Origin of the sequence: Mucilaginibacter gotjawali (assembly GCF_002355435.1) — a bacterium.
In the GTDB taxonomy this organism is placed as follows: Bacteria; Bacteroidota; Bacteroidia; order Sphingobacteriales; family Sphingobacteriaceae; genus Mucilaginibacter; species Mucilaginibacter gotjawali.
In genome coordinates, this window is sequence record NZ_AP017313.1 from 2,983,012 (window position 1) to 3,009,092 (window position 26,081).

A 26,081-nucleotide genomic window follows, 5' to 3' on the forward strand; every position below is an offset into this window, starting at 1 on the left:
ACAATAAATATATAATAAAGACATGAAAAAACTACTCTACATACCCGCCTTTCTTTTACTGGCAGCTTGTAACAAACCAAAAGACAAGGCCGCTGAATTGGCCGATCTTAAAAAACAGGAAGCTGATATAAGCGCAAAGATCACAAAGCTATCAGCCGAAATTGGTAAAAAGGATTCTGTTAAATCTACAGATGTTAGCACTTATACGGTAACAACAGGCAGTTTTACCAACTATGTTCAAATCCAGGGCAGGATAGATGCACAGGATAATGTGACTGCTTATTCACAGTCGCCCGGCGTAATCACGGCCCTTTATGTAAAACCGGGGCAGCATGTTAACAAAGGCCAGGTATTGGTTCAGTTGGATAACAGCGTATTGAACCAGAACATTGCACAGGCGCAAACCCAGGTAGATTTAAACCGCACTTTATTTCAGCGTCAAAAAAATCTCTGGGATCAGAAAATTGGTACCGAGGTTCAATTTTTACAGGCACAAACTGCATTGCAAAGCTCACTGAAGCAAGTCGCTTCCTTAAAGCAACAGGCCGATATGTACAGGATTACATCGCCAATTACCGGCAGCGTTGACCAGATGGATCTTAAACTTGGACAGGTTATTCAACCGGGCCAAAACGGGATCAGGATCGTAAATGCTGATAACCTTAAAGTAAAGGCGGATGTGCCTGAATCGTATGCACAAAGTGTAAACCAGGGAGATAAAGTAATGATCCTTTTCCCCGATGCAAATGATTCCCTAAAAACTACTGTCACTTTTGCTGCCAAGGTAATTGACCCTTCGTCCCGTAGTTTTGCTGTTGAAATAAAATTACCGCTTAAAAAAGGCTTGCGCCCCAACATGACGGCTATAATTAAGATTGCTGATTATTCAAAAATCAATTCATTGGTAATTCCTATTAAAGCAATTCAGCGATCGGAAAATGGTGATTATGTATTTGTAAATGAGAATGGCATTGCAAAAAAGAAAATTATTAAAGCAGGCGCTACTTACGGCGGCAAATCAGAGATTTTATCGGGCTTACAATCAGGCGATCAACTGATAACTGAAGGTGCGAGTGAAGTTGAAGATGGGGATAAAATAAAAGTATTGACATCATCCGGTAATTAATTATATAATTATTAAAAATGAAAGACCAGGAAAAAGAATTCGGACCCTCAAGCTGGGCCATTGATAATAAAAGGGCAGTATATGTGCTTATATTTTTAATTGCGTTGCTTGGCTTTTGGTCCTATAATAAGCTGCCTAAGGAAAACTTCCCGGATATTACCATATCCAAAGTGTATATAACTACTATTTACCAGGGCCAATCGCCGCAAAATATTGAATTGCTGGTGACCAAACCTTTGGAAAAACAGTTAAAATCGCTTAAAGGGTTAAAAAAAGTAACGTCAAACACCCAGCAAAATGTTTCAGTAATTACTGCGGAGTTTAATGCAAATGTAAACATCAGGGATGCCAAGCAGGACGTAAAAGACGCGGTTGACAAAGCCAAACAGGATTTGCCGCAGGGTGATAACCAATTAAAGCAATCCGATGTATCTGATATAGATGTTGCCGATCAGCCGATATTAAATATCAACGTTTCAGGCAATTATGACCTCAAGAAGTTAAAGGAATATGCCGATAATTTAAAGGATGATATTGAATCGATGAAGCAGATCTCTAAAGTGGTAGAGGTGGGCGCATTAGAACCAAATATCCAGATCAATGTTGATATCAATAAAATGACTGCCGCGCAGGTGAGTTATGACGATATTACCCGGGCTATCGGCAACGAAAATATCATTTCAACAGCCGGTACGATAAAGGCTGATGGCGTACAGCGAGCCATTGATGTTAAGGAAGATTTTAAAAGTGCCGACGAGGTAAACGCAATGGTGATCAGGAACCCACAGGGCAAGGCTGTTTACCTGCGCGATATTGCTGAAGTTAAAGATGGCTTCCAGGATCAGATAAGTTACGCCCGTTTGAAAACGCCTGAAGGCCATGATTTTAAAAACGTAATTACCTTAAACGTAAGTAAAAGAGCCGGTGAAAACCTGATCGAGGCGTCTGACGATATTTATAAGCTTATCAAGCAAAAACAAAGTACAGTTTTCCCAAAAGGATTAAACGTTACCGTTACCGGTGATCAGTCCGATAAAACAAGGTCAACTTTAAATGACCTTATTAATACCATCGTCATAGGTTTTATACTGGTAACCATCATCCTGATGTTTTTTATGGGTACTACCAACGCCATATTTGTGGCCTTGTCTGTCCCGCTATCCTGTTTCATCGCGTTTTTATTAATGCCTGCAATAGGTTTTACTTTAAACATGATCGTGCTTTTCTCATTCCTGCTGGCCCTGGGTATAGTGGTGGATGACGCGATTGTGGTGATTGAAAACACGCACCGGATTTTTAACAATGGGGCGGTTCCTATCACAAAAGCTGCAAAAATAGCTGCCGGCGAAGTATTTATGCCTGTTTTTTCAGGGACGATGACTACGCTGGCGCCATTTGTTCCTCTTGCTTTCTGGAATAGCCTGATTGGTCATTTTATGTTTTTTCTCCCGATTACGCTAATCATTACGCTATTAGCTTCGTTGGTAGTGGCTTATATCATGAACCCGGTTTTCGCGGTTGACTTTATGAAACCGCATTTTAAAGGGGAGCATGACCATCAAAAATTCGACCGCAAAAGAAAACGTACTACAATCATCCTGGCAGGTATAGCCATTTTTTGCTATCTGCTGGCTGCCGTTGGCGCTTTAAGTATAGGCATAGGCAATTTTGTAGTGCTGCTGATTGTTTTGTACCTGTTCGATCATTTTATATTATTAAAGTGGATAGACAAGTTTCAAACAAATGCCTGGCCTAAATTCCAGGCCTGGTATGCCCGCTTGCTTGAAAAAGCCGTTAGAGTCCCCTGGTGGATACTTGGGGGTACCGTTATGTTATTCATTTTAACAATTGGATTTTCGATAGTAAGTAACCTGAAAGTTGAACAATTTCCGTCAGGTGATCCAAACTTTGTTTATGTATATGTTACTTTGCCTATTGGTACTGACCAGGCTTACACCAACGGAGTAGTACAAACCCTGGAAAAAAGGGTGGCACAAGTGGTGGCGCCGGATAAAGACATTGTTTCCTCTATCATTTCAAATGTATCAGTCGGCGTTACCGATCCTTCTGATGAAGACCAGGGAACTTATTACAATAAAGGAAAAATAACCGTGGCCTTTGTGGAATTTAGCAAGCGGCACGGTAAAGACACCAAAAGTATCCTGGCAAAGATCCGCAACACTGTACAGGGTTTGCCCGGTGCAAAAATAGCTGTCGCCCAGGAAGCCAGCGGGCCACCAACCCAGAAAGATATTAGTTTGGAAATGGCCGGCGATAACCTGGATACACTGGTAGCAACTGCAGCCCGGCTTAAAAAGTTTATTGGCCAACAGGGGATAGCCGGTATAGAAGAGTTAATACCCGACGTGGTGAGCGACAAACCTGAAATAGTTTTTGATGTTGACCGTGAAAGGGCAAACAGGGAAGGAATAAACACCTCTCAAATAAACCTGGCGCTATTTACTTCAATTTACGGTTATAAAGCGGGCGATTTTAGAAATACCAGTGAAGATAAATACGAAATAGATGTACGGGCGCAGCAAAACCAGCGGAATGATATCGACGCCTTACGAAACATGAAGATTACCTACCGGGATTTGGCATCAGGTGGGGCCATCAGGCAGGTACCTATTTCAGCGTTTACAGATATCCGTTACACCAATACCTACAATAATATCAAGCACAAACAACAACGGCGTGTAATTACATTGGGGTCAAGCGTTATAAAACCATTTAATGCTACGGAGGTTAACTCTCAGATTTCGCAGGCGCTTAAAAACTTTAAATTGCCTGCAAACGTTTCCATCAGGATGGGCGGAGCGCAGGATGATCAGATAGAGACCGCTAATTTCCTCGGCACTGCTTTATTGATCTCATTTGGGATGATCCTTATTATTCTGATGGCTTTGTTTAATTCTATTGGTAAAACGCTGATCATTTTAAGTGAAATATTCTTCAGTATCATCGGCGTATTCCTTGGATTAAGCATATTTCATATGACATTCTCGATAGTAATGTCGGGTGTAGGTATTATAGCGCTTGCCGGCGTTGTAGTTCGAAACGGTATTTTGCTGGTTGAGTTTACAGATATGTTAATTGAACAGGGCGAAAACCTGCATGATGCAGTTGTAGAAGCCGCCAAAACACGTATGACGCCGGTTTTGTTAACAGCAAGTGCAGCCATTTTGGGGTTAATACCTTTGGCTGTAGGTTTTAATATTGATTTTGCGAGCCTGTTTACTACAGGTAATCCGCATATCTTTTTCGGTGGTGATAACGTTGCCTTCTGGGGGCCGTTATCATGGACAATGATATTTGGTTTGGGATTTGCAACTATTATCACTTTAATCCTGGTACCATGTATGTACATCATCCGTATGAGAATGAAAAACAGGTTAAGCGGCGGAAAGAGTAAAGTTAAAGATGCTGAATTAACTGTTGCGGAAGCGTAATTGTAAATACTATATATGGCAGGCGGCGCGTTTTAAAAAAAGACGCGCCGCCTTTTTTTGACAAAATTTAAAAAAACTTATATTTATAAAATTTGATAAATTTGTTAAAAAAGTCAGGATTAAAACTTTTAGCGTAAATTAACACACCGATTATTCCACATACAGTATTACATGATTGCCACTAACGAAATACAGGACCTGAAAAAAGAGAAAATCCTGGAAGCAGCGCACCAGCGCTTTTTGCATTACGGTTACTCAAAAACTACCATGAACGAGATAGCCGGCGATCTTTGTATGTCAAAGGCTTTGTTATATTATTATTTTCCGGATAAAAGCCAGTTGTATGCTGACGTTATGCGCCGGGTGGCCGATGAGTACCTTGAAATTTTAAAAAGAAGGGTGAATACGTTCTGCGACCTGAAAGAAGCTTTTGAATTTCAGATCAATTCGCAACATGAATTTATCCTGAAGAATTATAATTTCTTCGATTTTTTCAGGCTGAATGAACAGAACTTACCGGGCATGATATGGGACATAGTGACAAAGGTTCATCAAACGGAAAAAGAAATGCTGGTAAATGCTATCCAGGCTGAGTGTATCAAAGGAAAAATTAAGGCCGTGGATAACCCGGAGGAAATTGTGGAGCTGCTTTTGGATGCATTGCATGGCGTTAGGATGAGCGCCCTTTCAAACAAAAAGAACATGTTTCCCGATATGGAGCATATGGATGAGATCCGCAAAAAACGCCTTTTAATGAGCGAAATATTTATCAAAGGGCTGATGTATCAGGTAGAATAATTTTAGCATCATCAAGTGTCACCACCCGGTAAAAAGAGCGCTTTTAATTATTTGGAAAAAATATAATGATTAAATTTGACTAATAAATTAAAAAAGTCAATAATTAAGATTTCATATTAATTATTCAAGATACTTCTTATTTAGAGGTGATTGTTTTAGAGTGATTGAAGCGGGCCTGGAGAAATTTTGGCCCGCTGCTTTTTTAATGTTCTTCCAGCTTAACTAATGTCCAGTTATGCTGATCAGCAGATGAACCGCCATTATATTTCAATGTGACCGTAAATTCAGTTTTAACTTCTTCGCCGCTTATATTCCTCGTGTCAAAATGCGATGTGATGGTGTAAACGGAGTCTGAGTTTTTACTGAATTCGTAATCTTTATCAGGAAATTCAACATCAGCGGATTTTATTGTAGGCTGAATATAGTCTTTGGCAATTTCATAAGCATCTTTTCCGGTGGGCATTAATGGAAAAAAGCCCTCATTGGTACCAGAACGGATCGCAAGCCGTACAATGATTCCAATAAAAATGATGATGAATATAAGGAGCACAATTATGCCCGTAACGGTGGTCTTCGCTTTCTCCTGCTTTTCTTTTAAATAATCCTTTTGAGGCATAAACCGTAAAAATCATTTACCAGTAGTCCTTTACAGTGATTATTACGAATTTAGCAGAAGTTTTGTTTCCAATTAAATTAATTTAACCGGAGTTAAATGCTTAACCAAAAAATAAATAGGCAACAAAAATTGCGGCGATGATTCCTGCAAAATCGGCAAATAAGCCTGCGGGGATGGCATACCTTGACTTTTTGATGCCAACTGAGCCAAAATATAGCGCGACGATATAAAAGGTAGTGTCCGAAGACCCGTTAAATACGCAGCCCAGACGCCCGGCAAAACTATCCGGCTTAAATGTTTTCATCACATCTATCATCATCCCTTTTGACCCTGAGCCGCTAAGCGGTTTCAAATAAGCAACCGGCATTGCGTCAACAAAACGGGTGTCCAGTCCTAGTTCATTGCAAACCCATCTTAGTCCGTCATTCATATAGTCCAGCGCGCCACATGCCCGAAACACAGCGATACCCACCAGCATGGCAACCAGGTAGGGGATAACCTTAACAGAAGTTTCAAAGCCTCGTTTAGCACCATCAATAAAGGCCTCAAAAATATTTACCTTTTTTGCAAGTCCGCCTATAATAAACACTACAGGCACCAAAAATAAAAGCAGGTTACTAGCCACTTTTGAAAATAGACTAATTTGTTCCTTTGATAAATGCGTGGTAAAAAACCAAACCATCGTGGCAAGGAAAAGTGTTATGCCACCAAGCCATCCTACAATCACCGGATCAAATAATTTTAGTTTTTGTTTGATGCCGACCAATAGCATACCTGCTACGGCCGACACATAGGTGGCAATCATGCAAGGTATAAGAACATCTGTAGGATCATGTGCATTAAGAATGGCGCGTTGTGCGATGATGGTAACGGGTATAATTTGTAACCCGGATGTGAGCAAAACCAGGTACATGATCTGGGCATTGGATGCGGTTTCTTTATCCGGGTTCAGCTCCTGCAAGCCATCTATTGCTTTTAGACCGAGCGGGGTGGCTGCATTGTCAAGCCCCATCATATTTGCCGAAAAACTCATTAAAACCTGGCCGGTGGCCGGGTGGTTTTTTGGAATCTCAGGAAATAGTTTACTAAAAAACGGTCCAACCAGGCGCGACAGAAAATTAATAGCGCCTGCTTTCTCACCAATGTTCATGATACCCAGCCAGAGCGCCATATTGCCCACCAGGGGCAAGGCTATATCCATTACAGATGATTTGGATGAGTTGAACATCCCCGAAACCAGGTGTGCAAAAATTTCTGTATCGCCAAAAAACACCAGCCTGATCAATGCTATTACAAATGCGATCAAAAAAAATGCAATCCAGATATAATTAAGCGCCATATGATAATTCCCGCTTTGAAGATAAAGTTTTTTTAGTTAAAGTTGTAAAGTAAGGAACGCCGTACCACTAAAAAGGGGTAAAGCAGGTTTAAAATGAAAGAGATTACCGCGCAATTAAACAAAGCAATTGAACATTTTTTAACATCAGATATTCAAAATGTTAATTGGGAAATCAGGCCCGGGCCGGGAAAATGGTCGGCGAAGGAGGTTGTCGGTCACTTGATCGATAGTGCCCAGGTTAATCTGCAACGCTTTGTGCGTTGTACTTACCAGGAGAACTTTAAACTGGTATATGACCAGGTAGAGTGGGTGCGGGCACAACATTACCAGGAATGCCAACTTGACGAACTATTGAGCTTATGGCGGCTTTTGAACAGGCAGATTATCCGTGTTTTAGAAAATTATCCTGCTGACAGGCTACAGGCACGATGTGATAACAGCAAAACGGAGCAATGCTTGCATACTGTTGAATGGCTGGCACAGGATTATGTTGACCATCTGAAACATCATTTAGATCAGATCATAAATCGAAAATAAAGATGAATTTTTTAACTGAAACCTGGCAAATTCACAATAATATTAACCTGTACCTGCTTGAAAGTATCAATGAAGAAAATTTAAAAGACCTCGCCGCATCAAAGGGCAGACCGGTAGGGGAGCAGTTTGCACATATGCATGGCGTAAGGATGATGTGGCTTAAGGTAGCCGATCCGGCTTTGCTGGAAGGCCTGGAAAAGATTGATAAACAAAACATCACTAAAACACATTTAGCCGAAAACCTGCAGCAGAGCGGTAAGGCCATTGAGCAATTATTTGAAAAAACATTACCAGGTGGCAAAATAAAAGGATTTAAGCCACTTGCAACCGGGTTTTTAGGCTACCTGATCTCGCATGAATCGCACCATCGCGGGCAAATTATGCTTGCTTTAAAGCAGTCAGGCCATATGGTGCCGCAAAAAATTCAATATGGTATTTGGGAATGGGGGGTAAGGTGATGGTTGAAGTAGCTGGTTATTCGGGAACTCCGCTCGCAAAAAAGCTGGGGTTGAAAGCGGGATTTCATATCAAACTAGTTAACGCGCCCGAATATTATTTCAGCCTTTTTACTGATTTACCAGCTGACATTCATATTCAGGATGATGATCTTTCAAGCCTGGTTTTTATCCACCTTTTTACAAATATTGAAGAGGAGTATTTTAATAAATTGCCCGACCTGAAAAAACAACTGAAGCATGACGGAATGATATGGGCATCATGGCCCAAAAAATCGTCAAAAATAGTTACCGGTATTACTGAAGACAAGATCAGGAACTACGCCATAAAAATTGGCCTGGTTGATATTAAAGTTTGTGCGATTGACGAAACCTGGTCGGGCCTAAAACTGGTAATCCCGGTAAAAGACAGGATTAAAAAGTGAAGATATTCACCTGGATTAAATTCGCGGATGAAGTGCAACAACGCACTTTTCACTACTCACCATTCACTATTTTACAATTGCGTTAAACATTCCTGAACTAAAAATCATAATTTAGTATTCTAAAATATAAAAAGATCATGCCTAAAATAGAACTTGCCCGGGTTAGCGGAGATTTCGGCTTTGTAGCTACAGACGAAAATGGACATAGTATACAAATGGATAGCAGCCCTGAAAGCGGCGGGCAGGATTTTGGCGTACGCCCCATGCAGGTGTTGCTGATGGGCCTTGCAGGATGTTCGGCCATTGACGTGATTGCTATTTTGAAAAAACAACGCCAGGAAGTGAAAGATTATAAAATGGTGGTTAACGGCGAACGGGAAAAAGGAAAAGAACCTTCGTTGTGGCAAAACATTGATGTTGAGTTTCATTTGTATGGTGATATAGATGAGGATAAGGCAGCAAAAGCCGTTGAGTTATCCATGGGGAAATATTGTTCTGTTTCAGCTACGCTTGAAAAAGCCGGCGCAAACATCAAATGGAAAGTTTTTGTTCATGCTGCAGAAAATGAAGGGGTAGATTTCATTTAATATCTATTCAAGATTATTTCTTTATACAATTAGCCGTTAATAATTGTTAGCGGCTATACAAAAGGGTTTACATTGGGTTTACACAAATTGCAAATACAATGGCATTTGTAATTAATAATCAATTAGTTATAAAAACACCGGGTTTACACAAAAAAAGCATTTTTTTTGATAAATAAGGATTTGTTTTACCATGCAGATTGTCGGACTGTATAAAAAGATAACGAGACCATCGCCGCCGGATAACCTAAACCCATACAATACTTCGTATCGGCTCAATTTAACGGCAATTTGCAACGCGCCCAGTTTTACATACAAGGATATTATCTGAAAGAAAAAGGAGAAGGGAGTGAATTCATTACATATTACTTAACATAATGTTAATTATGAGAAATAAGAAATTCATTTGAATAAGTAAGACGTTATCAAGAAAATAATTCGAATGGCTTTAGACTGGTAACCCGTTACCGTTGCTTTGTAACCCTACATGTCTACATGTATTACTAATTTCCATGGGATGAATCTGTAGTGAATTCCGGAAGACTTTTGTCGGTTTAATTCTCTTTTCATTCGGTCTATTCCGTTTGACGATAATCGAATGTTCTTGTTTAATCCGGCCATTTTGGGTTTGGCTTTCTGATAGGATAAAAAGGAAAAAGTGCTGCTAAGGCGGCTACGATGACAGTTGCAATAGCAAGTCTTTTTTGCCATTTAAGTTTTCTCTAATTGCCATGTTTAGTTCCAAATTTGATTCGATTAGCTAACCTTTTGACGAGCTAAACCACAACACCCCATTGTTTAATTTTTAACCCATTATTTGTATATTTGATTAAATACTAAGGAATCATGCCCACATTAAACGTCTCTATTTCTGAAATTGAGTACAATAAATTCGGCATAAAAAACGATCAGTTGACTTTTACGGAGTTTATCGACATTGTTAGCAAGGAGTTGTCGCGGCAAAACTTAAACAAATGTGTCGAGCTTGCTGATAAGTATGGTCTTTCGAAAATGACTATGGAGGAAATAACTGATGAAGTAAAAGCCGTGAGAAGAAATGCAAAGAATCGTAATTGACACAAACTGTATCTCGGACGATCTGATGGCTGAATATTATGAGGTTTTATCGCGACCAAAATTTGCAAAATTTCATGACTTTTTCTCCCGGGCCGAAGCTTTGCTTGTCGACATAGAAAACAAAGCAACAAAATTTGTACCTGCTATAAAACTTGACCTTATTTCTGATGCAGACGATAATATGATTTTGGAACTTGCAGACGAATGTTCGGCCAACTTTATTATTACAGGCAACACTAACGATTTCACCTTTCCAACTTACGAGCAAACAAAAATTGTGACACCAAAGGAATTTTGGGATGCGTATCAGGCAGACTAAAATAGCTAAATTCCCCTCTTCTCACTTTTAGGCTCTGATTCTATGTCAAATGTCAGCTTCATCCCATCTTTTATGAATTATCTAATGGATTATTAAAACATCATTAAACTTGTCTTTGTAGTAAGAACATAAAGCGAATTATCATGGATCTTAAAATAAAAAATAAAATAGCATTAGTTACAGGTTCAACAGCCGGTATCGGATTTGCCATTGCAAAAGCTTTGGCAAATGAAGGCGCGCACGTTGTTGTTAATGGTAGAACTGCTGACAGAGTTAACCACGCCGTTGAACAATTAAGAAATGATACCGGCAATGAAAATATAAAAGGAATTATTGCCGATTTTGCCGACAAAGCCCAGGTGCAAAATTTAATAGATCAATTACCGGAAGTTGATATCCTGGTAAACAATGTGGGTATTTTTGAACCTAAACAATTTACAGACATCCCGGACGAAGACTGGTTTAAGTTTTTCGACGTAAATGTAATGAGCGGCATCCGGCTGTCAAGGGCGTACTTTGATAAAATGCTGCAAAAAAACTGGGGCCGCATTTTGTTTATTTCGAGTGAATCGGCCATCCAGATCCCTGAAGAAATGATTCACTATGGGATGACTAAAACCGCACAAATCTCAGTTGCGCGCGGACTGGCTGAGTTAACAAAAGGCACAAGGGTAACTGTGAACACTGTATTACCGGGCCCCACGTTTTCTGAAGGTGCCGGCACTTTTTTAAAGGATATGGCCAAAGCGAATAATAAAACTGTAAAGGAAATTGAAGCTGATTTTTTTAAGCATACACGCCCGACATCTATTTTACAACGATTTATTGAGCCCGATGAAATTGCAAGTTTGGTGGCTTACCTGGCCAGCGACTTGTCTATAGCTACCAACGGTGCAGCCGTACGCGCAGACGGCGGTGTCGTTAAAAGCGCATTTTAGGTTATTGAAGTGTTGTAAAGATTTTAAGAGTTGCAAAAGTGGATTTAGTAATCGTAATATTTTAAATCAGGTACCCTATTTTATACTAATTTTTCGGATATTTAGCAGGTATGTTAGTTTCCGAAGGTGTATTAAAATGGACCTTGCGCTTCTACCCTCCCCTGTTTTTTCAACGTATTTGGATAACCAGGTTTTATAAAGGGTTTAGGGGTGTTGAGGTAAAAATTGGGAGGAGTATTTTAAACAAAAACTATCACAAATCTATTTTTGGCGGGACCATATACGCTGCGGCTGACCCATTCCATCCTTTGCTGTTTAACAATATCATGTCGCTGAAAGGGTATAATGTGCGGGCCTGGACAAGGTCGTCCGCAATCCGGTATCATAAACCGGCGCACTCAAATCTTCATTTTAAAATTACGATAAGCGACAGGGAAATAGCTGTTTGTGAACATGAACTAAAGCTGAATGGCAGGTTCAGGAAGTCATATCTTACAGAAATTTTTGATAAAGACAATAAACTGTGCGCATCGGTGATCAATGAAATTTACATGAGGGATCTGAATCATCCCGGGAATAAAGGAGCCGCAGATCAAACCTGAATGTATAAAAGAAAATAAAAAATATTCCGACGAAAATGTACGTTTTTATGAATGCCGATACTTTCTTAAAAAAAGGATATCTGATTTCGACAGATAAAAGTTTACTTGATTTTAATAGCATTTACCAATACCTGAGCGAAGAGTCATACTGGGCAAAAGGCCTGCCTGCAGAAAGGCTTGCGATGGCCATAGAAAACTCGATGTGCTTTGGCATTTTTAAAGAAAACCGGCAGGCGGGATTCGCCAGGGTAGTTACCGATAAGGCTACGTTTGCGTACATTTGCGATGTTTTTGTACTTCCCGGTTACCGGGGAATTGGACTGTCAAAGTGGTTGATTCAAAGTATTACAGAGCATCCGGAATTACAGGGGTTAAGGCGCTGGTCGCTCGCCACAGCTGATGCACACGGCTTGTACAGCCAGTTTGGATTTACACAGCTAAGCCGCCCTGAAAACTGGATGGAAAAATTTAAACCCTACCAGGTGATAAACAAAGAGGAACAATAAACCATGAATGTTAAAAAGCTGATCTTTGAAGGCGAAGGTGTTTCTCTCGACTTTAAGAAAACGATTACCAGTTGCGAAAAAATCGCCCGGACGATGGTTTCCTTTGCGAATAACAGAGGCGGCAGGCTTTTAATAGGCGTGGCCGATGATGGCACGATAAAAGGTGTAAAATCAGAGGATGAAGAACGTTATATGATCACCAGGGCCGCTCATTTATTCGCAAGGCCCGCCATTGAGCCTGTATTTGAAGAAGTTTATATTGATGATAAAATTGTGCTGGTAGTTGATATTCCGGAAACCAATTTTAAACCTTATGCTGCTTTGGCCGAAGACGGTAAATGGTGGGTGTACGTAAGGGTAAAGGATAAAAGCATACTTGCCAGTAAAATAGTAGTGGATGTACTAAAACGCAAGTCAGGAACCGAAGGCGTATTGATAGCGTATTCTTCGAACGAAAAGACATTATTGGAATACCTTGAAAAGACCGCACGGATTACCGTAGCAGAATGCTGCGACCTGTTAAAAGTCGGCCGGCGTAAGGCACAGCGCATACTGGTGGATCTGATCCTGTCAGGCATCATCAGGATCAATACTACTGAAAAAGAAGAGTTTTATACTGCCGTATAAGGTCGAAAGTTCGGAGACCTGCCGGCAGGCAGGGTCAGTAAAGACAGGGAGAAGGAAGATGCAGTACCGGCAACATTTCAACATTCCAACCTTACAACGTTCCAACAAAAAACATCCACATGAAATCCATCTACCATAAATATAAACCACACTATAACGAAAACCTGAACCTGGCGATCCCGGTGGTGATCTCGCAGTTGGGGCATACACTGGTGCAAACGTCGGATACCATAATAGTAGGCCATTTTGCAGGAACAATTTCACTGGCAGCAGTTTCTTTAGCCAATAGTATTTTCATCATTACCCTCGTAATCGGTATCGGGATTTCTTATGGCATCACCCCGCTTATTGCGCAGCATAATGGCCGTAATAATTACGTGGAATGCGGGCGCCTGCTGTCAAACAGCCTTTTCATAAATGTAATTACAGGCATTATTCTTTTCGTATTTACGTTGTTCGGCTCTATATACTTATTAGATCATCTGCATCAAACGCCAGCCGTGGTAAAGGAAGCAAGGCCTTTTTTGTTGTTGCTCGGCTTGTCAATGATCCCGATGCTGGTGTTTAATACCTTTAAACAATTTGCCGAAGGGCTTGGTTTTACAAGGCAGGCCATGTCCATTTCTGTATGGGGCAATCTGTTTAATATTTGTTTGGGCATTGTACTGGTAAAAGGTATGTTCGGTATTAGCCCGATGGGCGTTCGCGGCGTAGGTTACAGTACACTGGCCGACCGGTGTATTATGGCGACAGTAATGGGCCTCTATGTTTTCAAATCCGCTAATTTTAAAATGTACCTCAGAACGTTCGCGCTTAAAAATATCGATCGCTTGCGATGTATCCAATTACTCCGTATCGGCGGCCCGGTTGCGTTACAATACACTTTTGAAATCAGCGCTTTTAGTGCGGCTGCGATTGTTATCGGTACTATTGGCTATCACGAGCAGGCCGCACACCAGGTTGCCATAAATCTTGCTTCTATGACTTATATGATGGCAAGCGGTTTGTCTGCGGCTGCTGCCATAAAATCGGGCAATTATTTCGGCAGCAACGAACATGAAAAACTCCGGCATTCTGCAATTTCAAGTTATCATATTGTTTTGGCGTTTATGTGTATAACGGCTGCTGTATTCACTATTTTTAATCATCTTTTACCATGGATATTTACTTCAGATAGTATCGTTATAGATATTGCTGCACAGTTGATTATCATTGCTGCATTCTTCCAGTTGTTTGATGGCGCCCAGGTAGTGGGCCTCGGCATTTTACGGGGTATGGGCGACGTAAATATCCCTACCATTATCACCTTCCTGGCGTATTGGGTGGTGGGTTTGCCTGTTGGGTATCTATTGGGCCTGAAATTGAATTTAGGCGTAAAGGGAGTATGGTACGGATTGGTGCTGGGATTGATGGTATCGGCCATCCTGCTTTTTTTCCGGTTTCAGTTTATCAGCAAGAAGCACCGGGATAAAACGGTTTTAATCAAAGCGCAGGATTAAAAATATAATTCATTTGCCACCCGGTAAGTATTACAATGAGCTTCAACTATATCTTTAATATCGGGCGAGTACCCCCCTCCCATACTCACCTGCACCGGTATTTTATTTATTATACATTGTTCAAATACAAATTGATCGCGTTGTTTACATGCAGCTTTACTTAAGGCCATTTTCCCCAATTTATCCGAGGCTAAAACATCAACCCCTGACAGGTAAAAAATAAAATCTGGTTGCTGCTGTGCAATCAATTGCGGAAGGATGGTTCTTAACAGGCTGAGGTATTCCTCATCCCCGTTGTCATCAGGCAGTGCAATGTCATAGTCGGATTTCTCTTTGCGAAAAGGGAAATTATTTGCACCATGCATCGAAAATGTAAATACCGACGCGTTATTTTCAAATATTTGCGCCGTCCCGTTTCCCTGGTGCACATCTAAATCTATAATTAATATGGATGATGCTAAACCATTATGCAATAAATAATTAGCTGCGATAGATTGGTCATTTAATAAGCAAAAACCTTCACCCCAATTAGTGCCGGCATGATGCGTTCCGCCGGCCACATTAAACGCCACACCATTATCAATGGCGTATTGACATCCTTCAATTGTACCTTGTGCAATCCGTTTTTCGCGATCGACCAGTTGTCCGGATAAAGGAAACCCGGTTCGGCGCTGGTCTTTTAGGGGCAAGGTTAAATCGCGTAATTGTTGCCAGTAGGCTTCCTCATGTGTCCATAATATAACTTCTTCGGGCAGCTCTCCTGGTGAAAAAAGGCTCTCCTCGCTAATCAATCCCTCATACAGGAGCTGCGCCGGAATCAACTCGTACTTCAGCATCGGAAAACGATGCCCTGCCGGCAACGGGTGTATGTAGATCGGATCGTAAGCTATTTTAAGCATGTTTTCCTTGTTGAGACGTTGGGATGTTGGAATTTGTAATGGTTCGGATTTGTCTTTTTCCTTATTGATTGAATTTAACGCCCTGTAATCGATTTTCTTAGGTCGAAGCGGCCAATATCAGCCCAGTCTCAAAAACTTGCTTAAAGCTGTTATAAAGCGGTACAGGGCTTAATCTGATCACGTTTGGTTCGCGCCAATCGCCGATTACACCGTTTTCTGTTAGTTTGTCAAATGTTGGTTTACCATTTTGCTTGCAAACTATAGATAATTGGCAGCCGCGGTCGGCCTTGTAGCCGGGCGTGATGACTTTAAACAGCTCATCACCATGTTTTTCATTAATCCCGTTAATCAAAAATTCCAGGTAGCCGGTAAGCAGTTCGCTTTTTGCCCGCAACGGTGCAATGCCGCCCGCTGCTTCAAAAATATCCAGCGAAGCTTTGTGCAAGGCCAGCAATATAGCCGGGCTGGTACTTAGTTGCCAGGCTGCGGCCCCCTTTTCTCCTTCAAATACCGACGGCATTAAAAAGCGTTTATCTTCGCGGAAGCCCCACCAGCCTTCAAACCGGTTGAGTTTTTTATTATTGAAATGCTTTTCGTTTACAAATGCGCCGCTGATTCCTCCCGGGCCCGAATTCATGTATTTATATGAACACCAGGTGGCAAAATCAACGCCCCATTCATGAAGTTGTAACGGGACATTCCCGGCCGCATGAGCCAGGTCGAAACCCGCGAAAGCTCCGGCGCCATGAGCTGCGGTCGTTATCGCCGGCATATCAAACAGCTGTCCTGTGTAGTAGTTTACTCCGCTAAAAAGCACCAATGCAAGGTCGTCGGCATGTTCATTTATCTTCCGGATGATGTCTTCCGTTCTCAAAGTAAATTCACACTCCCGCGGAAACAGTTCAATTATCGCATCTTTCGGATCATAGCCGTGGAATCTTGCCTGGCTGGCAATCGCATATTGATCCGATGGAAACGCCCCTCCTTCCATCATTATTTTAAACCTGTTACCGGTTGGCTTATAAAAACTTACCATCAGTAAATGAAGATTTACTGTAAGTGAATTCATGATGGTTATTTCGTCCCGGTTCGCGCCAAGTATCTGTGAAAGCGTATAAGTAAGCCTTTTGTGAAAATCAAGCCAGGGCTCATCGCCTGTGAAGAATCCTTCTATGGCACGTTCCTGCCAGTTCTTTAAAATCTGGTCAACTTCGGACTGGGCGGTTACGGGCTGAAGCCCGAGAGAATTGCCGCAAAGGTAGATCACGTCCTTCCCGTTATGTTTTGGCGTAAGAAATTTGGATTGAAAACCCTTTAACGAATCCTGCTCATCAAGCTGGGTGGCGAATGCTAAGGTGTTTTGGTAGATCATTGATTCTTTTAATTGTAGAGACGCAATACTTTGCGTCTCTGGAAATATTGCGTCTCTGAAATATTGCGTCTCTGGAAATATGCCCGGAGACACAAGGTGTTGCGCCTCTGCACTAACAAAATTAACTATTTATTCGGTTTGCTTACATAAGGGTTGCCTTTGACATAAAAACGGTAAGGCAATAATGCATCCTCGGCGGCGTAGGACACGCCTATTCTTGGAACTGAAGCGATTATTTCATCAGGAAAGGTTAATCCATCATCTTCCAGCCAGATCTCGTTGCTTTGAAGACTAAATGCATTGATCTTTCTGGATATTCCCAGGGCCTTTGCAACGGAACCCGGGCCTGAAGTAATGTTTGGCTTAACAGTTAGCATATTGCGCCGATGAAGCATTATGTCTACCCCTTCGGTGGGATTTATAGCCCTGATCAGTATCGCGTGAGGTTGGCCCTCGGCCGAAGTTACGATGTTAAACATTTCGTGGATGCCATAGCATAGATAAACGTAAGCAATGCCACCCGGCATAAACATGGTTTGGGTACGGGGTGTTTTCCGGTTTCCGTAGGCATGAGAAGCTTTGTCGACAATGCCATTATAGGCTTCTGTTTCAACAATATATCCGCCTGTTTTTAAACCATCAATACAGGTATAAATATATTTACCCAACAGGTCTTTGCTTAGGCCGGCAACATCGTCACTATGATAATAGGATTCGGGTAACTTCATTTTTTTAAGATGCGCTTTAATATTTTGGTTACTTCCTTTGCGCGTTCAAATATCATAATGTGTGTGCCGCCCTTCACAATGATCGCGCCGTTCATCCTTTTATATGAAAATACAAGGTCTTTATCCCCTATAATTTGCACAACATTTTTAGGGATCACTTTATTATCCCATTTCAGCGTTGCATCCATCGCCCACTTTAAGAATACAGGCGATGATTTTTTAAGCATGTCTACGAACAGCCAGTTGTCTGCCTCGTTCATGTGGCCAAAAAATGGTTTGATCAAAAACTCCATCCGTGTAAATACTTTTCCGGGGACTGGTTTGTAAAAAGGGATTACCCGCAATAAACTAAAGTACCAGGGCGCTTCATCAATCGTTTTGATGCTTGAGATTTGAATAACCTTTGCCACCGGGATTATTTTGGCTATTTCTATAGCTATCATTCCACCAAGAGAGTTGCCAATTACAATTGAATTTGGTTTTATATTATATTGATAAATAAGTTTTTGTGCATAGGTAATTAAAGTATCTGTTTTATGCGGCTCTATCCAGTCCACGCAGGTAACGTCGTGATCATGAAAGTTGATGTTGTTGTATATCCGGCAGTCAGCGCCCAACCCGGGGATCAGGTAGATGTTACTCATTGAAGTTTACCAGTGTTATAATTTGCTCCAGGTAGTAAGCATCTGTTTCGTTAAATTGATCCAAAGCTTCACTGTCAACATCCAGCACGGCGACAACCTTACCGTTTTTAAATAAAGGAATAACAATCTCCGACTTCGATAGGGAACTACAGGCAATGTGCCCGGGGAAAGCATCTACATCCGGTACGATCAGTGTCTTGCCCTGCTGCCAGGCGGCGCCGCAAACACCTTTGCCCAAACCGATGCGGGTGCAGGCAACCGGCCCCTGGAACGGGCCCAAAACCAGCTCATTATCCTTCACCATATAAAAACCAACCCAAAACCATTTGAATTGTTCTTTTAATGCGGCGCAAATATTGCCCAGGTTAGCGATAAGATCGGGCTCGCCCTGAAGCAAGGCCTCAATCTGCGGAATTAACGACTGGTATAACTCAGCTTTGTCTGTTGATGATATGACGTTTAGATCTTCTGCCATGAATTTAAATTTAATTTCTAATTTGGTGCAAAAATACAGCAATGTCAGTGATACTTAATCAACGAAATCTATTTGTGACCAAAAGATTTGAAATAACTGATCAATCTTTAAAATTTGCGTTTAAAAGTCCACTTGCTTATTTTGAAGATGAATTTACGTTTGAAGAAATAACTAAGAAATATACGCGGAAGAAATCTCATTATCTATTAACATTAATTCCCGGTGTACTTTGTTTTATTGGAGTAATTATCACTGTATTTTCTCATTTATATGAAAGAAATGGCAGTTCTGTAGACGACATATTACTTTATTGTGTTTTAAGTTCTATTTTGCTTATCCTTTCTGCTTTATTGTTTGAAAACGTTGTAATTGCAATGATGACAAGTGGAAAAGCCATTACATTCTATGCTAATTCGCCGAGCCGGGATGAAGTAGATGGCTTTATAGCATTGCTAATAGCTGAACAAAAACAATATTTACTGAATAGATATGCAAAAGCAGATCTTTATGTGTCAACTGAACAGCTTTCGGCCAATTTAAAATGGCTCCGAGACCGAAACATGATTGATGATGTAGAGTTAGACGAACTACGGATTAAAATCTTACCTAAACCGGGGGGTAATTCTTCAGTTGGCTTTAAAATAACTCCCGGTTCTAATTGACAAGTTCATAAGCCAAAAACACTATGAGAATCATTGCCGAATTACCCCATCCCGAATTTAAGATCTCCATCCTTAATATGAACAGTAAATACATTGTGAAGATTGAGCAGGGGAGTTTTGAGCAAACCTACAAAATCGCAGAGATCGACCTGCTTGACGGGGTGAACAGCATTTTCGAAATTATGGATGAGGCGTTTTTAAAGACCGTTTCAGCCCGCTTTGCAGAAATGCGAAAGGATTTTAAAGAAACCTATCAACGCTATAACTATTGATTCCGGTTGTCTTTGTAAATTATTGAAATATAGTTATTTATACACTCGGAAAATAGAATTCAAAATATTATTTGGTTTTTCAAGGTTAAAACAACCCCTTTTTATAGCTTTAATTCAACCTGTTTAATCTGTATTTATAATTAAATAGCTGAAATATAACCATTTATACCGACTTAAAATTCTTTGCCAAATTATATTCTGAGGCCATAAAGTGCCAAATAAATGGGAAGTCAGGCGGAAATAAGGTCGCAATACCAAAAACCGGATAGTTTTTTATTTGTGTCAGAAACGCAGGAATCATCTGCATTTTGCGGCGCCTTATATTCCTTGAAAACCTTCACGCCTGTTTTGTATCTGATCTCCGATGAGAAGATCGGGCCCATAAAAGCGAACGTGTGAAACTCGCCGTTCTCGCCGCAAACATCCACATCATCCGGTAATGAAAGTATGAGTTCAGGAGTGATCTCCTTACCCACTATTCGTTCCAGGCGTTCCTGGGTGCAGGCGATCACGGTGCCAAAGCCAAGGTCTAAAAACTCGTTGATCAGTTCATGGGTATCCCTTTTCCATAAAGGGTAAATGCCGGCCATGCCAATTTCGGCAAGCCGGTCATCGCGGTACTTTTTAAGGTCCTCTAAAAATATATCTCCGAAAATGGAATGGGTAATACCCTCGCTTTTAAAATGCTCCAGGTGATACCGCATAACATTGTCATAGGCTTCCATACCCGGCATTTCCGGCAACCGGATCTGGTATAAAGGTATGCCGATACTTTCCGCCTGTTTAATTAAAAGCTCCGTACGAACGCCGTGCATCGAGATCCTGTCGACGGCATCGTTAATGGTAGTGACAAGGTACTTAATATCCAGCTCTGGATTTTGGAGGCAATGATAAAGCGCCAGCGCACTGTCCTTGCCACCGCTCCAGTTGAAGATGCATTTCTTTATGGATGATTTCACTGATTATGTTTTTGATTACACCGATTATTTTGTCTGAACACGATTTACAGGATTGAAAGGATTTTTGAGATAAAAATGGTTAGCCGTCGGAAATAAATCCAGAAGATCAAAAAAATCTTATGAATCGTGTTCAGACAATTCACTAACTAACGCAGGCACTCCTACCGTCGCTTTCTCTTCAATTTTTATAAAATGATCCTGGCGGCTAAGGTATGGAATGTTTGGGTCGACGATATATTTGGGAACATTTGGCCGGACATAGTTTACCAGTCCGGCGGCCGGGTAAACGGCCAGCGATGATCCAACCAAAATAAACAAATCAGCTTCTGAACATATTTGGGCTGCCTTAGTTATCATGGGGACATCTTCGCCAAACCAAACTACGTGGGCGCGTAATTGTGACCCCAGTTCGCATAACTCCCCCATTTTTATTTCCCATCCGTCAATGGGATAGGTAAGGTTTGGGTTTAAGCTCGATTGGGAACGGGTAATAATACCATGCAGATGCACCACCTTGGTTGAACCTGCCCTTTCGTGCAGGTCGTCAATGTTTTGGGTGATGATGGTAACATCATATTTTTCTTCAAGTTTGGCCAGGGCAAAATGCGCCGCATTAGGTTTGGCTTCCAGTACCGTTTTGCGACGCTCGTTATAAAATTCCTGTACCAAAACAGGATTTCTGCGCCAGGCTTCCGGCGTCGCTACGTCCTCAATATTATATCCCTCCCACAGGCCGTCACTGTCCCTGAAGGTTTTTAAACCACTCTCGGCGCTAATGCCGGCGCCGGTTAATACTACTATCTTTTTCATTATTGAATATTTTGTAGAGTCGCGATGCATCGCGACTCTACGACGTTTTTATAAAAAATAAATCTCATAAAAAAAGCGGCTCGTTTATATTGAACCGCTTTTTTAATAAAATTTATTATGTTAAATAGCCGGTTCTTTTTGGATGCGTAAAAAAGTGTATTTACGCTGCGCCAGTTCAAATCCACCAAACAGAATGGCACAAAAAACGATATCACCCAAAACCATATTACGTTCAAATGGAATAGCCGCAATAAGCGATTGGCCATATCCAACTAAATTGTGTGGATAAAGCGATCCGTATAACCATGGCATATCAATAATTAACCAGTGAACCGCAACGGACGCTAAAGAGGCGATAGCTATGTTGCCAACATTCGCTTTTTTGATCAGGCTACCAATAAATACCATAATGGCAAAAGTTAAATAAACCCAAAACGAGCCGCCATACCACAACACCCATTTAGCGGTGTATAAGTAATTAATCAGGATATCACTGGCAAACAGGGTAAGCAACACCACCAGGTATGCCTTCCACTTATCAGTAAAATAGGCGCCGCCAAACAGGGCAATTGCCCCAACAGGCGTAAAGTTGCTTAATATATAAGGGAACTTAAAGCTGAGCAACCGCATGGCCGCGGCCGCAACAATCATTAATATAAGTACGATTGTCCGGGTGTTGATCTTTTGTAATGACATAGTTGAATTTATGGAGTAAAATTAGTGATAATCCTTTCAAATAAAAATTCTTAATTGATTTGGTATTTTATACCCTCCATAAAATTAAACCTGCTGGTATTATACCCTGTCCAGTCGGTATATTTTTGATCGAGAATATTTTTAAAATCAGCAAACAGGCTGAAGTGTTTATTGATGACATACTGCAAATGAGCATCCAATAAACCATATGGTTTTAAAGTAATAACGGAAACCGAATAGTCCGGATTAAATTTTTCGTCCTTTCTGTCGCCAGTGTATTTATAATTTAAACCTGCAGAAAAACCGTTACTCACCTGGTAGTATACGTTTGCTCCGAAAGTGAATTTCGGCCTGCGGTAAAGATTGCCGGTGTTAACTCCGTTTTCATCAGTTAAAGTTCCGGTAACGTAAGCCAGGTATGCCGACGCTGTTAGTTTTTTCATGGTTAGCTTTAACTCACTTTCATAGCCTTTATCTTTTTGCTGGTCGCCATTTTGGTATTTACCATAGGGTGCTGTTGCTTCCGAAAGAAAGTATAGTACATCTTTGGTGTTATTTCTGTAAAAAACGGTGTTAAATGAAAGTGTGTTTTGAATCAGCTCCCAGTCAAATCCCGCTTCGAAAGAACTAGTAGTTTCCGGCTTCAGGTCAGTATTGCCGTAGATAGAAAAAAGCTGGTATAATGACGGCGTTTTATAAGCGGATGCCGCTGTAACAAATATTTTTAGCTGATGAAACAATAATACGGATGGATTTATGGTATAGGTACCATTGCTGCCGTATTTGTTATTATGGTTATAACGGCCACCCAGCTCCATGTGAAATATGCCGGATTTATAAAAAAGGGACGTGTATACGCTTGCTATGCTGTTGTTTACTTTCTGAATGGTATCGTAGGTGCTGTATTGCCTGGTGTTGCTGTACTTAAAATCGGCACCGCTGGTTAAATCCAGGTGGTTACCAATACTATAATTTAAAATAGCTTCGGCATCTGTAATATGACCTGTATTTTTTTGGTAAGATGGAAAATCGAAGTTCACCGCACTTGCCGCATCATTATAATTGTTTTTGACGTCAGTTTGATTGATGTTGAATTTCAGGTCGCCTTTGTCAAGCTTTAGTTTAGCGCCTAAGCCGCCGAATATAAATGTGTTGGCATAAGTATAGTTCTGGTCATCCTGGAAAGCGCCATAAGGTAGGTTTCCGGTATTATAGCTGGTTTGCAGGTTGCCGTTAAGCACCAATTTATCTGAAACATGCTGATTTAAATTTATACTAGCCGAGCGTTGATGAAAGCCATCATTCCTAAAGCCTGCTTTGCCGGTAGTATCTGTGGCTGCAGGGAATCCTTTTGAATCTGTGTTGGAAAGGTTTAGGGCAATATCCGTATTTTTCACAGTGCCAATCAATCCCGCTGATTCTTTAAACGTATTATAACTACCGCCACTCAGTTGCACGTTGCTTTTTAGCCCCTGCCCTGTTGAATGTCTGGTGATGATGTTGATCACCCCGGCAACTGCATCTGATCCATATAATGTCGAGCCGCTCCCTTTCAGGATTTCAATATGGTCGATCTGGTCGAGCGGGAAAGCGTTCAGGTCATAAGCCCCTTCAATGGTCGAAGCATTATTCACCGGGAAACCATCAATCAAAATCAGGGTGTTACCTGTTGAAGCACCTCTAAGGAAAACAGATGAACTGATCCCCGGCGCGTTGTTTGCTCCTGAAAAAGTAATGCCCGGAACAGTGTTCAATAATTCAGGCAGCGTTTTGCCTTGTGAGCGGCTGATCTCTGCGGCAGTGATCACGGTTACCACCCGGCCAATTTCTGATAATTTTTTTGGTGAACGTGTGGCGGTAACCACTACATCATTGAGTACCCGGGATGTGTCCTGGGCGTGCGCTGGCGTACTCAGCAGCGCAAGTTGTACAAGCCCCAGGCCTGCAGCAACAAATGCATAATTTTTTTTCATGTTGTTGTGAGTTTAAACCCACAGCATACAGAAATGAAAAGAATGGAAACGACGGATGAGTTTCACATTCAAGCTTCAATCCCCGAAAGCTATGAATAATATTTATGCTGAGGCAGGTCTTCTGACTTACTCCCCTCCTGCCCGGCCTTCCCGCCCCGAAAATATCGGAACAGTGGCATTTGATTGGGCATTGGTTTTGGAGCTTACAGCTGCGGGACAGTTACGGATTTACACCGTATTCCCTTTTAATCATCCGTTAAATATTAGCGGATGAACCAAAGCGATGCAAAAGTAGGATAAGATTTTTATTTCACAACAGAGTTTGTATTTTAGTTGATTAAGTGAGCGGTTGATTATGTTTAGATGCGGGACAATTAATTACTCATCATTTGCATAAATAATTATTCCTCATGAAGCGATATTTTTATTTCCTTGTATTATTTATGTTAAGTCTATCGGCTTCCGCACAACAAATTGACACTATCTTCCTAAAAAATTTACTCGAATCCCATCCTGAACTTTTCAGCCATATCCTCAACCACCCTACCCATAACGAAGTACAAATTTTGTATACCCGAATTGACCGGGATGAAAATAACGTACCTCATTTTACATCTTACAGTTATCGTTTAAATCCCAATCATTATTTCTACCCGGCAAGTACGGTGAAGCTGCCAGCAGCCATTTTTGCTTTAGAGAAATTAAATGAATTGAAAATCCCCCGCCTGTCTATTAAATCGGCAATGAAAACAGATAGTTCTTTTGCAGGAGAAACAAAAATGCTTAAAGACTCCCTGGCAAAAAACGGCCTGCCAAGCATTGAACAATACATTAAGGAAATCTTGCTGGTAAGCGACAATTTTGCCTATAACCGGCTTTATGAATTTGTTGGCCGGGCGGAGATTAATGATAAACTAAAGAAATACGGCCTCAATAATACCCGCATCATTGGCCGGCTGGCCATAGGCGATGCAGGTGAAGGCGCCAAACATACCAACGCCATCAACTTTTACAATGGCAACAAACTCGTCTATCACCAGCCAGTGCAATACGATGCGCGCGAATACCCCATGCACCTCTGCAACATGGTCGTGGGTAAGGGTTATATGGATAGAAACGACAAATTGGTGATGAAGCCTTTCGATTTCAGCGATAAAAACGTTTATACCATTGCCGACCAGCAATCGGTATTAAAGCGACTGCTCTTCCCCGAAGTTTACCCTGAAAATGACCGTTTTAATCTAACCCCTGATCAATATAAATTCATTTACCATTATATGAGCATGTTCCCTACAGAGAGTAAATATCCAACTTACAAACAGCCTGAATATTTCCCGGCGTATTGCAAATGGCTGTTTTATGGTGGAGACAGCACAGCGGTTATTGAACCGCACATCCGGATCTTTGACAAGATCGGCGACTCCTATGGCTTTGATATTGACAACGCCTATATCGTTGACTTTAAAAATAAGGTAGAATTTATCATCACTGCAGTTGTGCAATCTAACGACGACGAGATTTACAACGACAATAAATACGAATACAAAACCGTTTGCCTCCCCTTTATGAAAAACCTGGGCCGCCTGATCTATCAATATGAGCTAAGCCGCCCTAAAAAGTATTTGCCCGATCTGAGCAAGTTTAAGTTCAGGTATTAGTTGGTTGATAAGGTTGATTAAGTTGGATTAAGT

Annotated in this window: 28 protein-coding genes and 1 riboswitch; of the genes, 17 read left to right on the top strand and 11 right to left on the bottom strand. The window is 41.2% G+C overall.

Features of this window, described 5'->3' with window-relative positions:
• The first annotated feature begins 22 nt into the window (after positions 1-22).
• From MgSA37_RS13230 to MgSA37_RS13240, 3 genes are all read left to right on the top strand, one after another.
• Positions 23-1,126, top strand: coding sequence for an efflux RND transporter periplasmic adaptor subunit (locus MgSA37_RS13230; RefSeq protein WP_096352529.1), 1,104 nt, complete (start codon positions 23-25; stop codon positions 1,124-1,126).
• A 17-nt stretch (positions 1,127-1,143) separates the two neighbouring features.
• Positions 1,144-4,578 (top strand): efflux RND transporter permease subunit, encoded by a 3,435-nt coding sequence (locus MgSA37_RS13235; protein WP_096352531.1) that lies wholly within the window; start codon positions 1,144-1,146, stop codon positions 4,576-4,578.
• A 171-nt stretch (positions 4,579-4,749) separates the two neighbouring features.
• Positions 4,750-5,376 (top strand): TetR/AcrR family transcriptional regulator, encoded by a 627-nt coding sequence (locus MgSA37_RS13240; protein WP_096352532.1) that lies wholly within the window; start codon positions 4,750-4,752, stop codon positions 5,374-5,376.
• Positions 5,377-5,578: 202 nt separating this feature from the next.
• On the opposite strand, the gene MgSA37_RS13245 is transcribed toward MgSA37_RS13240, so the two are convergent.
• Both MgSA37_RS13245 and MgSA37_RS13250 read right to left on the bottom strand, forming a co-directional pair.
• Positions 5,579-5,992 carry a cupredoxin domain-containing protein gene (locus tag MgSA37_RS13245; protein WP_096352534.1) on the bottom strand — a complete coding sequence of 138 codons (414 nt, stop codon included), beginning with the start codon at positions 5,990-5,992 and terminating at the stop codon, positions 5,579-5,581.
• Positions 5,993-6,092: 100 nt separating this feature from the next.
• On the bottom strand, positions 6,093-7,331 hold the full coding sequence (locus MgSA37_RS13250) for a nucleoside recognition domain-containing protein (RefSeq protein WP_096352535.1): 1,239 nt from the start codon (positions 7,329-7,331) through the stop codon (positions 6,093-6,095).
• A gap of 93 nt (positions 7,332-7,424) precedes the next feature.
• Here MgSA37_RS13250 and MgSA37_RS13255 point away from each other — a divergent pair, with 93 nt between their 5' ends.
• From MgSA37_RS13255 to MgSA37_RS13310, 11 genes are all read left to right on the top strand, one after another.
• A complete protein-coding gene (locus MgSA37_RS13255) occupies positions 7,425-7,868 on the top strand; it encodes a DinB family protein (protein ID WP_096352537.1) in 444 nt (147 codons plus the stop codon).
• 2 nt (positions 7,869-7,870) lie between these two features.
• A complete protein-coding gene (locus tag MgSA37_RS13260) occupies positions 7,871-8,326 on the top strand; it encodes a DinB family protein (protein WP_096352538.1) in 456 nt (151 codons plus the stop codon).
• Entirely contained in the window at positions 8,311-8,748 is a 438-nt protein-coding gene (locus MgSA37_RS13265) for a DUF3052 family protein (RefSeq protein ID WP_232010857.1), read from the top strand. The genes MgSA37_RS13260 and MgSA37_RS13265 overlap by 16 nt, the downstream gene beginning before the upstream one ends.
• A gap of 137 nt (positions 8,749-8,885) precedes the next feature.
• Positions 8,886-9,335: an OsmC family protein gene (locus MgSA37_RS13270; protein ID WP_096352541.1), complete on the top strand. Its 450-nt coding sequence runs from the start codon at positions 8,886-8,888 to the stop codon at positions 9,333-9,335.
• An 843-nt stretch (positions 9,336-10,178) separates the two neighbouring features.
• Positions 10,179-10,409, top strand: a complete 231-nt coding sequence (locus tag MgSA37_RS13280) for a hypothetical protein (RefSeq protein ID WP_096352544.1) — start codon at positions 10,179-10,181, stop codon at positions 10,407-10,409.
• The gene (locus MgSA37_RS13285; protein ID WP_096352546.1) at positions 10,390-10,728 is read left to right on the top strand and encodes a putative toxin-antitoxin system toxin component, PIN family; all 339 of its coding nucleotides are present in this window, start codon (positions 10,390-10,392) and stop codon (positions 10,726-10,728) included. Before MgSA37_RS13280 ends, MgSA37_RS13285 begins: the two co-directional genes overlap by 20 nt.
• A 143-nt stretch (positions 10,729-10,871) precedes the next feature.
• Positions 10,872-11,666 carry an SDR family NAD(P)-dependent oxidoreductase gene (locus MgSA37_RS13290; RefSeq protein WP_096352547.1) on the top strand — a complete coding sequence of 265 codons (795 nt, stop codon included), beginning with the start codon at positions 10,872-10,874 and terminating at the stop codon, positions 11,664-11,666.
• A 110-nt stretch (positions 11,667-11,776) separates the two neighbouring features.
• Entirely contained in the window at positions 11,777-12,268 is a 492-nt protein-coding gene (locus MgSA37_RS13295) for a DUF4442 domain-containing protein (RefSeq protein ID WP_096352550.1), read from the top strand.
• A 35-nt stretch (positions 12,269-12,303) separates the two neighbouring features.
• Positions 12,304-12,774: a GNAT family N-acetyltransferase gene (locus MgSA37_RS13300; protein ID WP_197706132.1), complete on the top strand. Its 471-nt coding sequence runs from the start codon at positions 12,304-12,306 to the stop codon at positions 12,772-12,774.
• Positions 12,775-12,777: 3 nt separating this feature from the next.
• Complete coding sequence (locus MgSA37_RS13305) at positions 12,778-13,401, top strand: AlbA family DNA-binding domain-containing protein (RefSeq protein WP_096352551.1); 624 nt, start codon at positions 12,778-12,780, stop codon at positions 13,399-13,401.
• Positions 13,402-13,520: 119 nt separating this feature from the next.
• Entirely contained in the window at positions 13,521-14,900 is a 1,380-nt protein-coding gene (locus MgSA37_RS13310; RefSeq protein WP_096352553.1) for an MATE family efflux transporter, read from the top strand.
• Here the strand turns inward: MgSA37_RS13310 and MgSA37_RS13315 are convergent.
• From MgSA37_RS13315 to MgSA37_RS13335, 5 genes are all read right to left on the bottom strand, one after another.
• Entirely contained in the window at positions 14,897-15,799 is a 903-nt protein-coding gene (locus MgSA37_RS13315; RefSeq protein WP_096352554.1) for a histone deacetylase family protein, read from the bottom strand. The two genes, MgSA37_RS13310 and MgSA37_RS13315, sit on opposite strands and share 4 nt — an antisense overlap.
• A 97-nt stretch (positions 15,800-15,896) precedes the next feature.
• Positions 15,897-17,171: a kynureninase gene (gene kynU, locus MgSA37_RS13320; RefSeq protein WP_096352556.1), complete on the bottom strand. Its 1,275-nt coding sequence runs from the start codon at positions 17,169-17,171 to the stop codon at positions 15,897-15,899.
• A 125-nt stretch (positions 17,172-17,296) separates the two neighbouring features.
• Positions 17,297-17,899 (bottom strand): DNA-3-methyladenine glycosylase, encoded by a 603-nt coding sequence (locus MgSA37_RS13325; RefSeq protein WP_096352558.1) that lies wholly within the window; start codon positions 17,897-17,899, stop codon positions 17,297-17,299.
• Positions 17,896-18,543: an alpha/beta hydrolase gene (locus tag MgSA37_RS13330; RefSeq protein ID WP_096352560.1), complete on the bottom strand. Its 648-nt coding sequence runs from the start codon at positions 18,541-18,543 to the stop codon at positions 17,896-17,898. Before MgSA37_RS13330 ends, MgSA37_RS13325 begins: the two co-directional genes overlap by 4 nt.
• Positions 18,536-19,018 (bottom strand): GAF domain-containing protein, encoded by a 483-nt coding sequence (locus MgSA37_RS13335; protein WP_096357473.1) that lies wholly within the window; start codon positions 19,016-19,018, stop codon positions 18,536-18,538. The genes MgSA37_RS13330 and MgSA37_RS13335 overlap by 8 nt, the downstream gene beginning before the upstream one ends.
• Before the next feature lie 74 nt (positions 19,019-19,092).
• Between MgSA37_RS13335 and MgSA37_RS13340 the strand changes: the two genes are divergently transcribed.
• Together MgSA37_RS13340 and MgSA37_RS13345 are read left to right on the top strand one after the other, a co-directional pair.
• Entirely contained in the window at positions 19,093-19,680 is a 588-nt protein-coding gene (locus MgSA37_RS13340; protein ID WP_157750560.1) for a hypothetical protein, read from the top strand.
• 23 nt (positions 19,681-19,703) lie between these two features.
• Positions 19,704-19,952, top strand: a complete 249-nt coding sequence (locus MgSA37_RS13345) for a hypothetical protein (protein ID WP_096352564.1) — start codon at positions 19,704-19,706, stop codon at positions 19,950-19,952.
• 230 nt (positions 19,953-20,182) lie between these two features.
• Here MgSA37_RS13345 and MgSA37_RS13350 read toward each other — a convergent pair whose 3' ends face one another.
• From MgSA37_RS13350 to MgSA37_RS13365, 4 genes are all read right to left on the bottom strand, one after another.
• Positions 20,183-20,911: a Dph6-related ATP pyrophosphatase gene (locus tag MgSA37_RS13350; protein ID WP_096352566.1), complete on the bottom strand. Its 729-nt coding sequence runs from the start codon at positions 20,909-20,911 to the stop codon at positions 20,183-20,185.
• Between the two features lie 117 nt (positions 20,912-21,028).
• Positions 21,029-21,721 (bottom strand): SIR2 family NAD-dependent protein deacylase, encoded by a 693-nt coding sequence (locus tag MgSA37_RS13355; protein WP_096352568.1) that lies wholly within the window; start codon positions 21,719-21,721, stop codon positions 21,029-21,031.
• Positions 21,722-21,841: 120 nt separating this feature from the next.
• Complete coding sequence (locus tag MgSA37_RS13360) at positions 21,842-22,417, bottom strand: DUF6580 family putative transport protein (RefSeq protein WP_096352569.1); 576 nt, start codon at positions 22,415-22,417, stop codon at positions 21,842-21,844.
• A gap of 50 nt (positions 22,418-22,467) precedes the next feature.
• Entirely contained in the window at positions 22,468-24,390 is a 1,923-nt protein-coding gene (locus tag MgSA37_RS13365; RefSeq protein ID WP_096352571.1) for a TonB-dependent receptor plug domain-containing protein, read from the bottom strand.
• Positions 24,391-24,484: 94 nt separating this feature from the next.
• Positions 24,485-24,685: riboswitch (cobalamin riboswitch) on the bottom strand.
• 115 nt (positions 24,686-24,800) lie between these two features.
• Here MgSA37_RS13365 and MgSA37_RS13370 point away from each other — a divergent pair.
• Entirely contained in the window at positions 24,801-26,048 is a 1,248-nt protein-coding gene (locus MgSA37_RS13370; RefSeq protein WP_096352572.1) for a serine hydrolase, read from the top strand.
• The last annotated feature ends 33 nt before the right edge of the window (positions 26,049-26,081 follow it).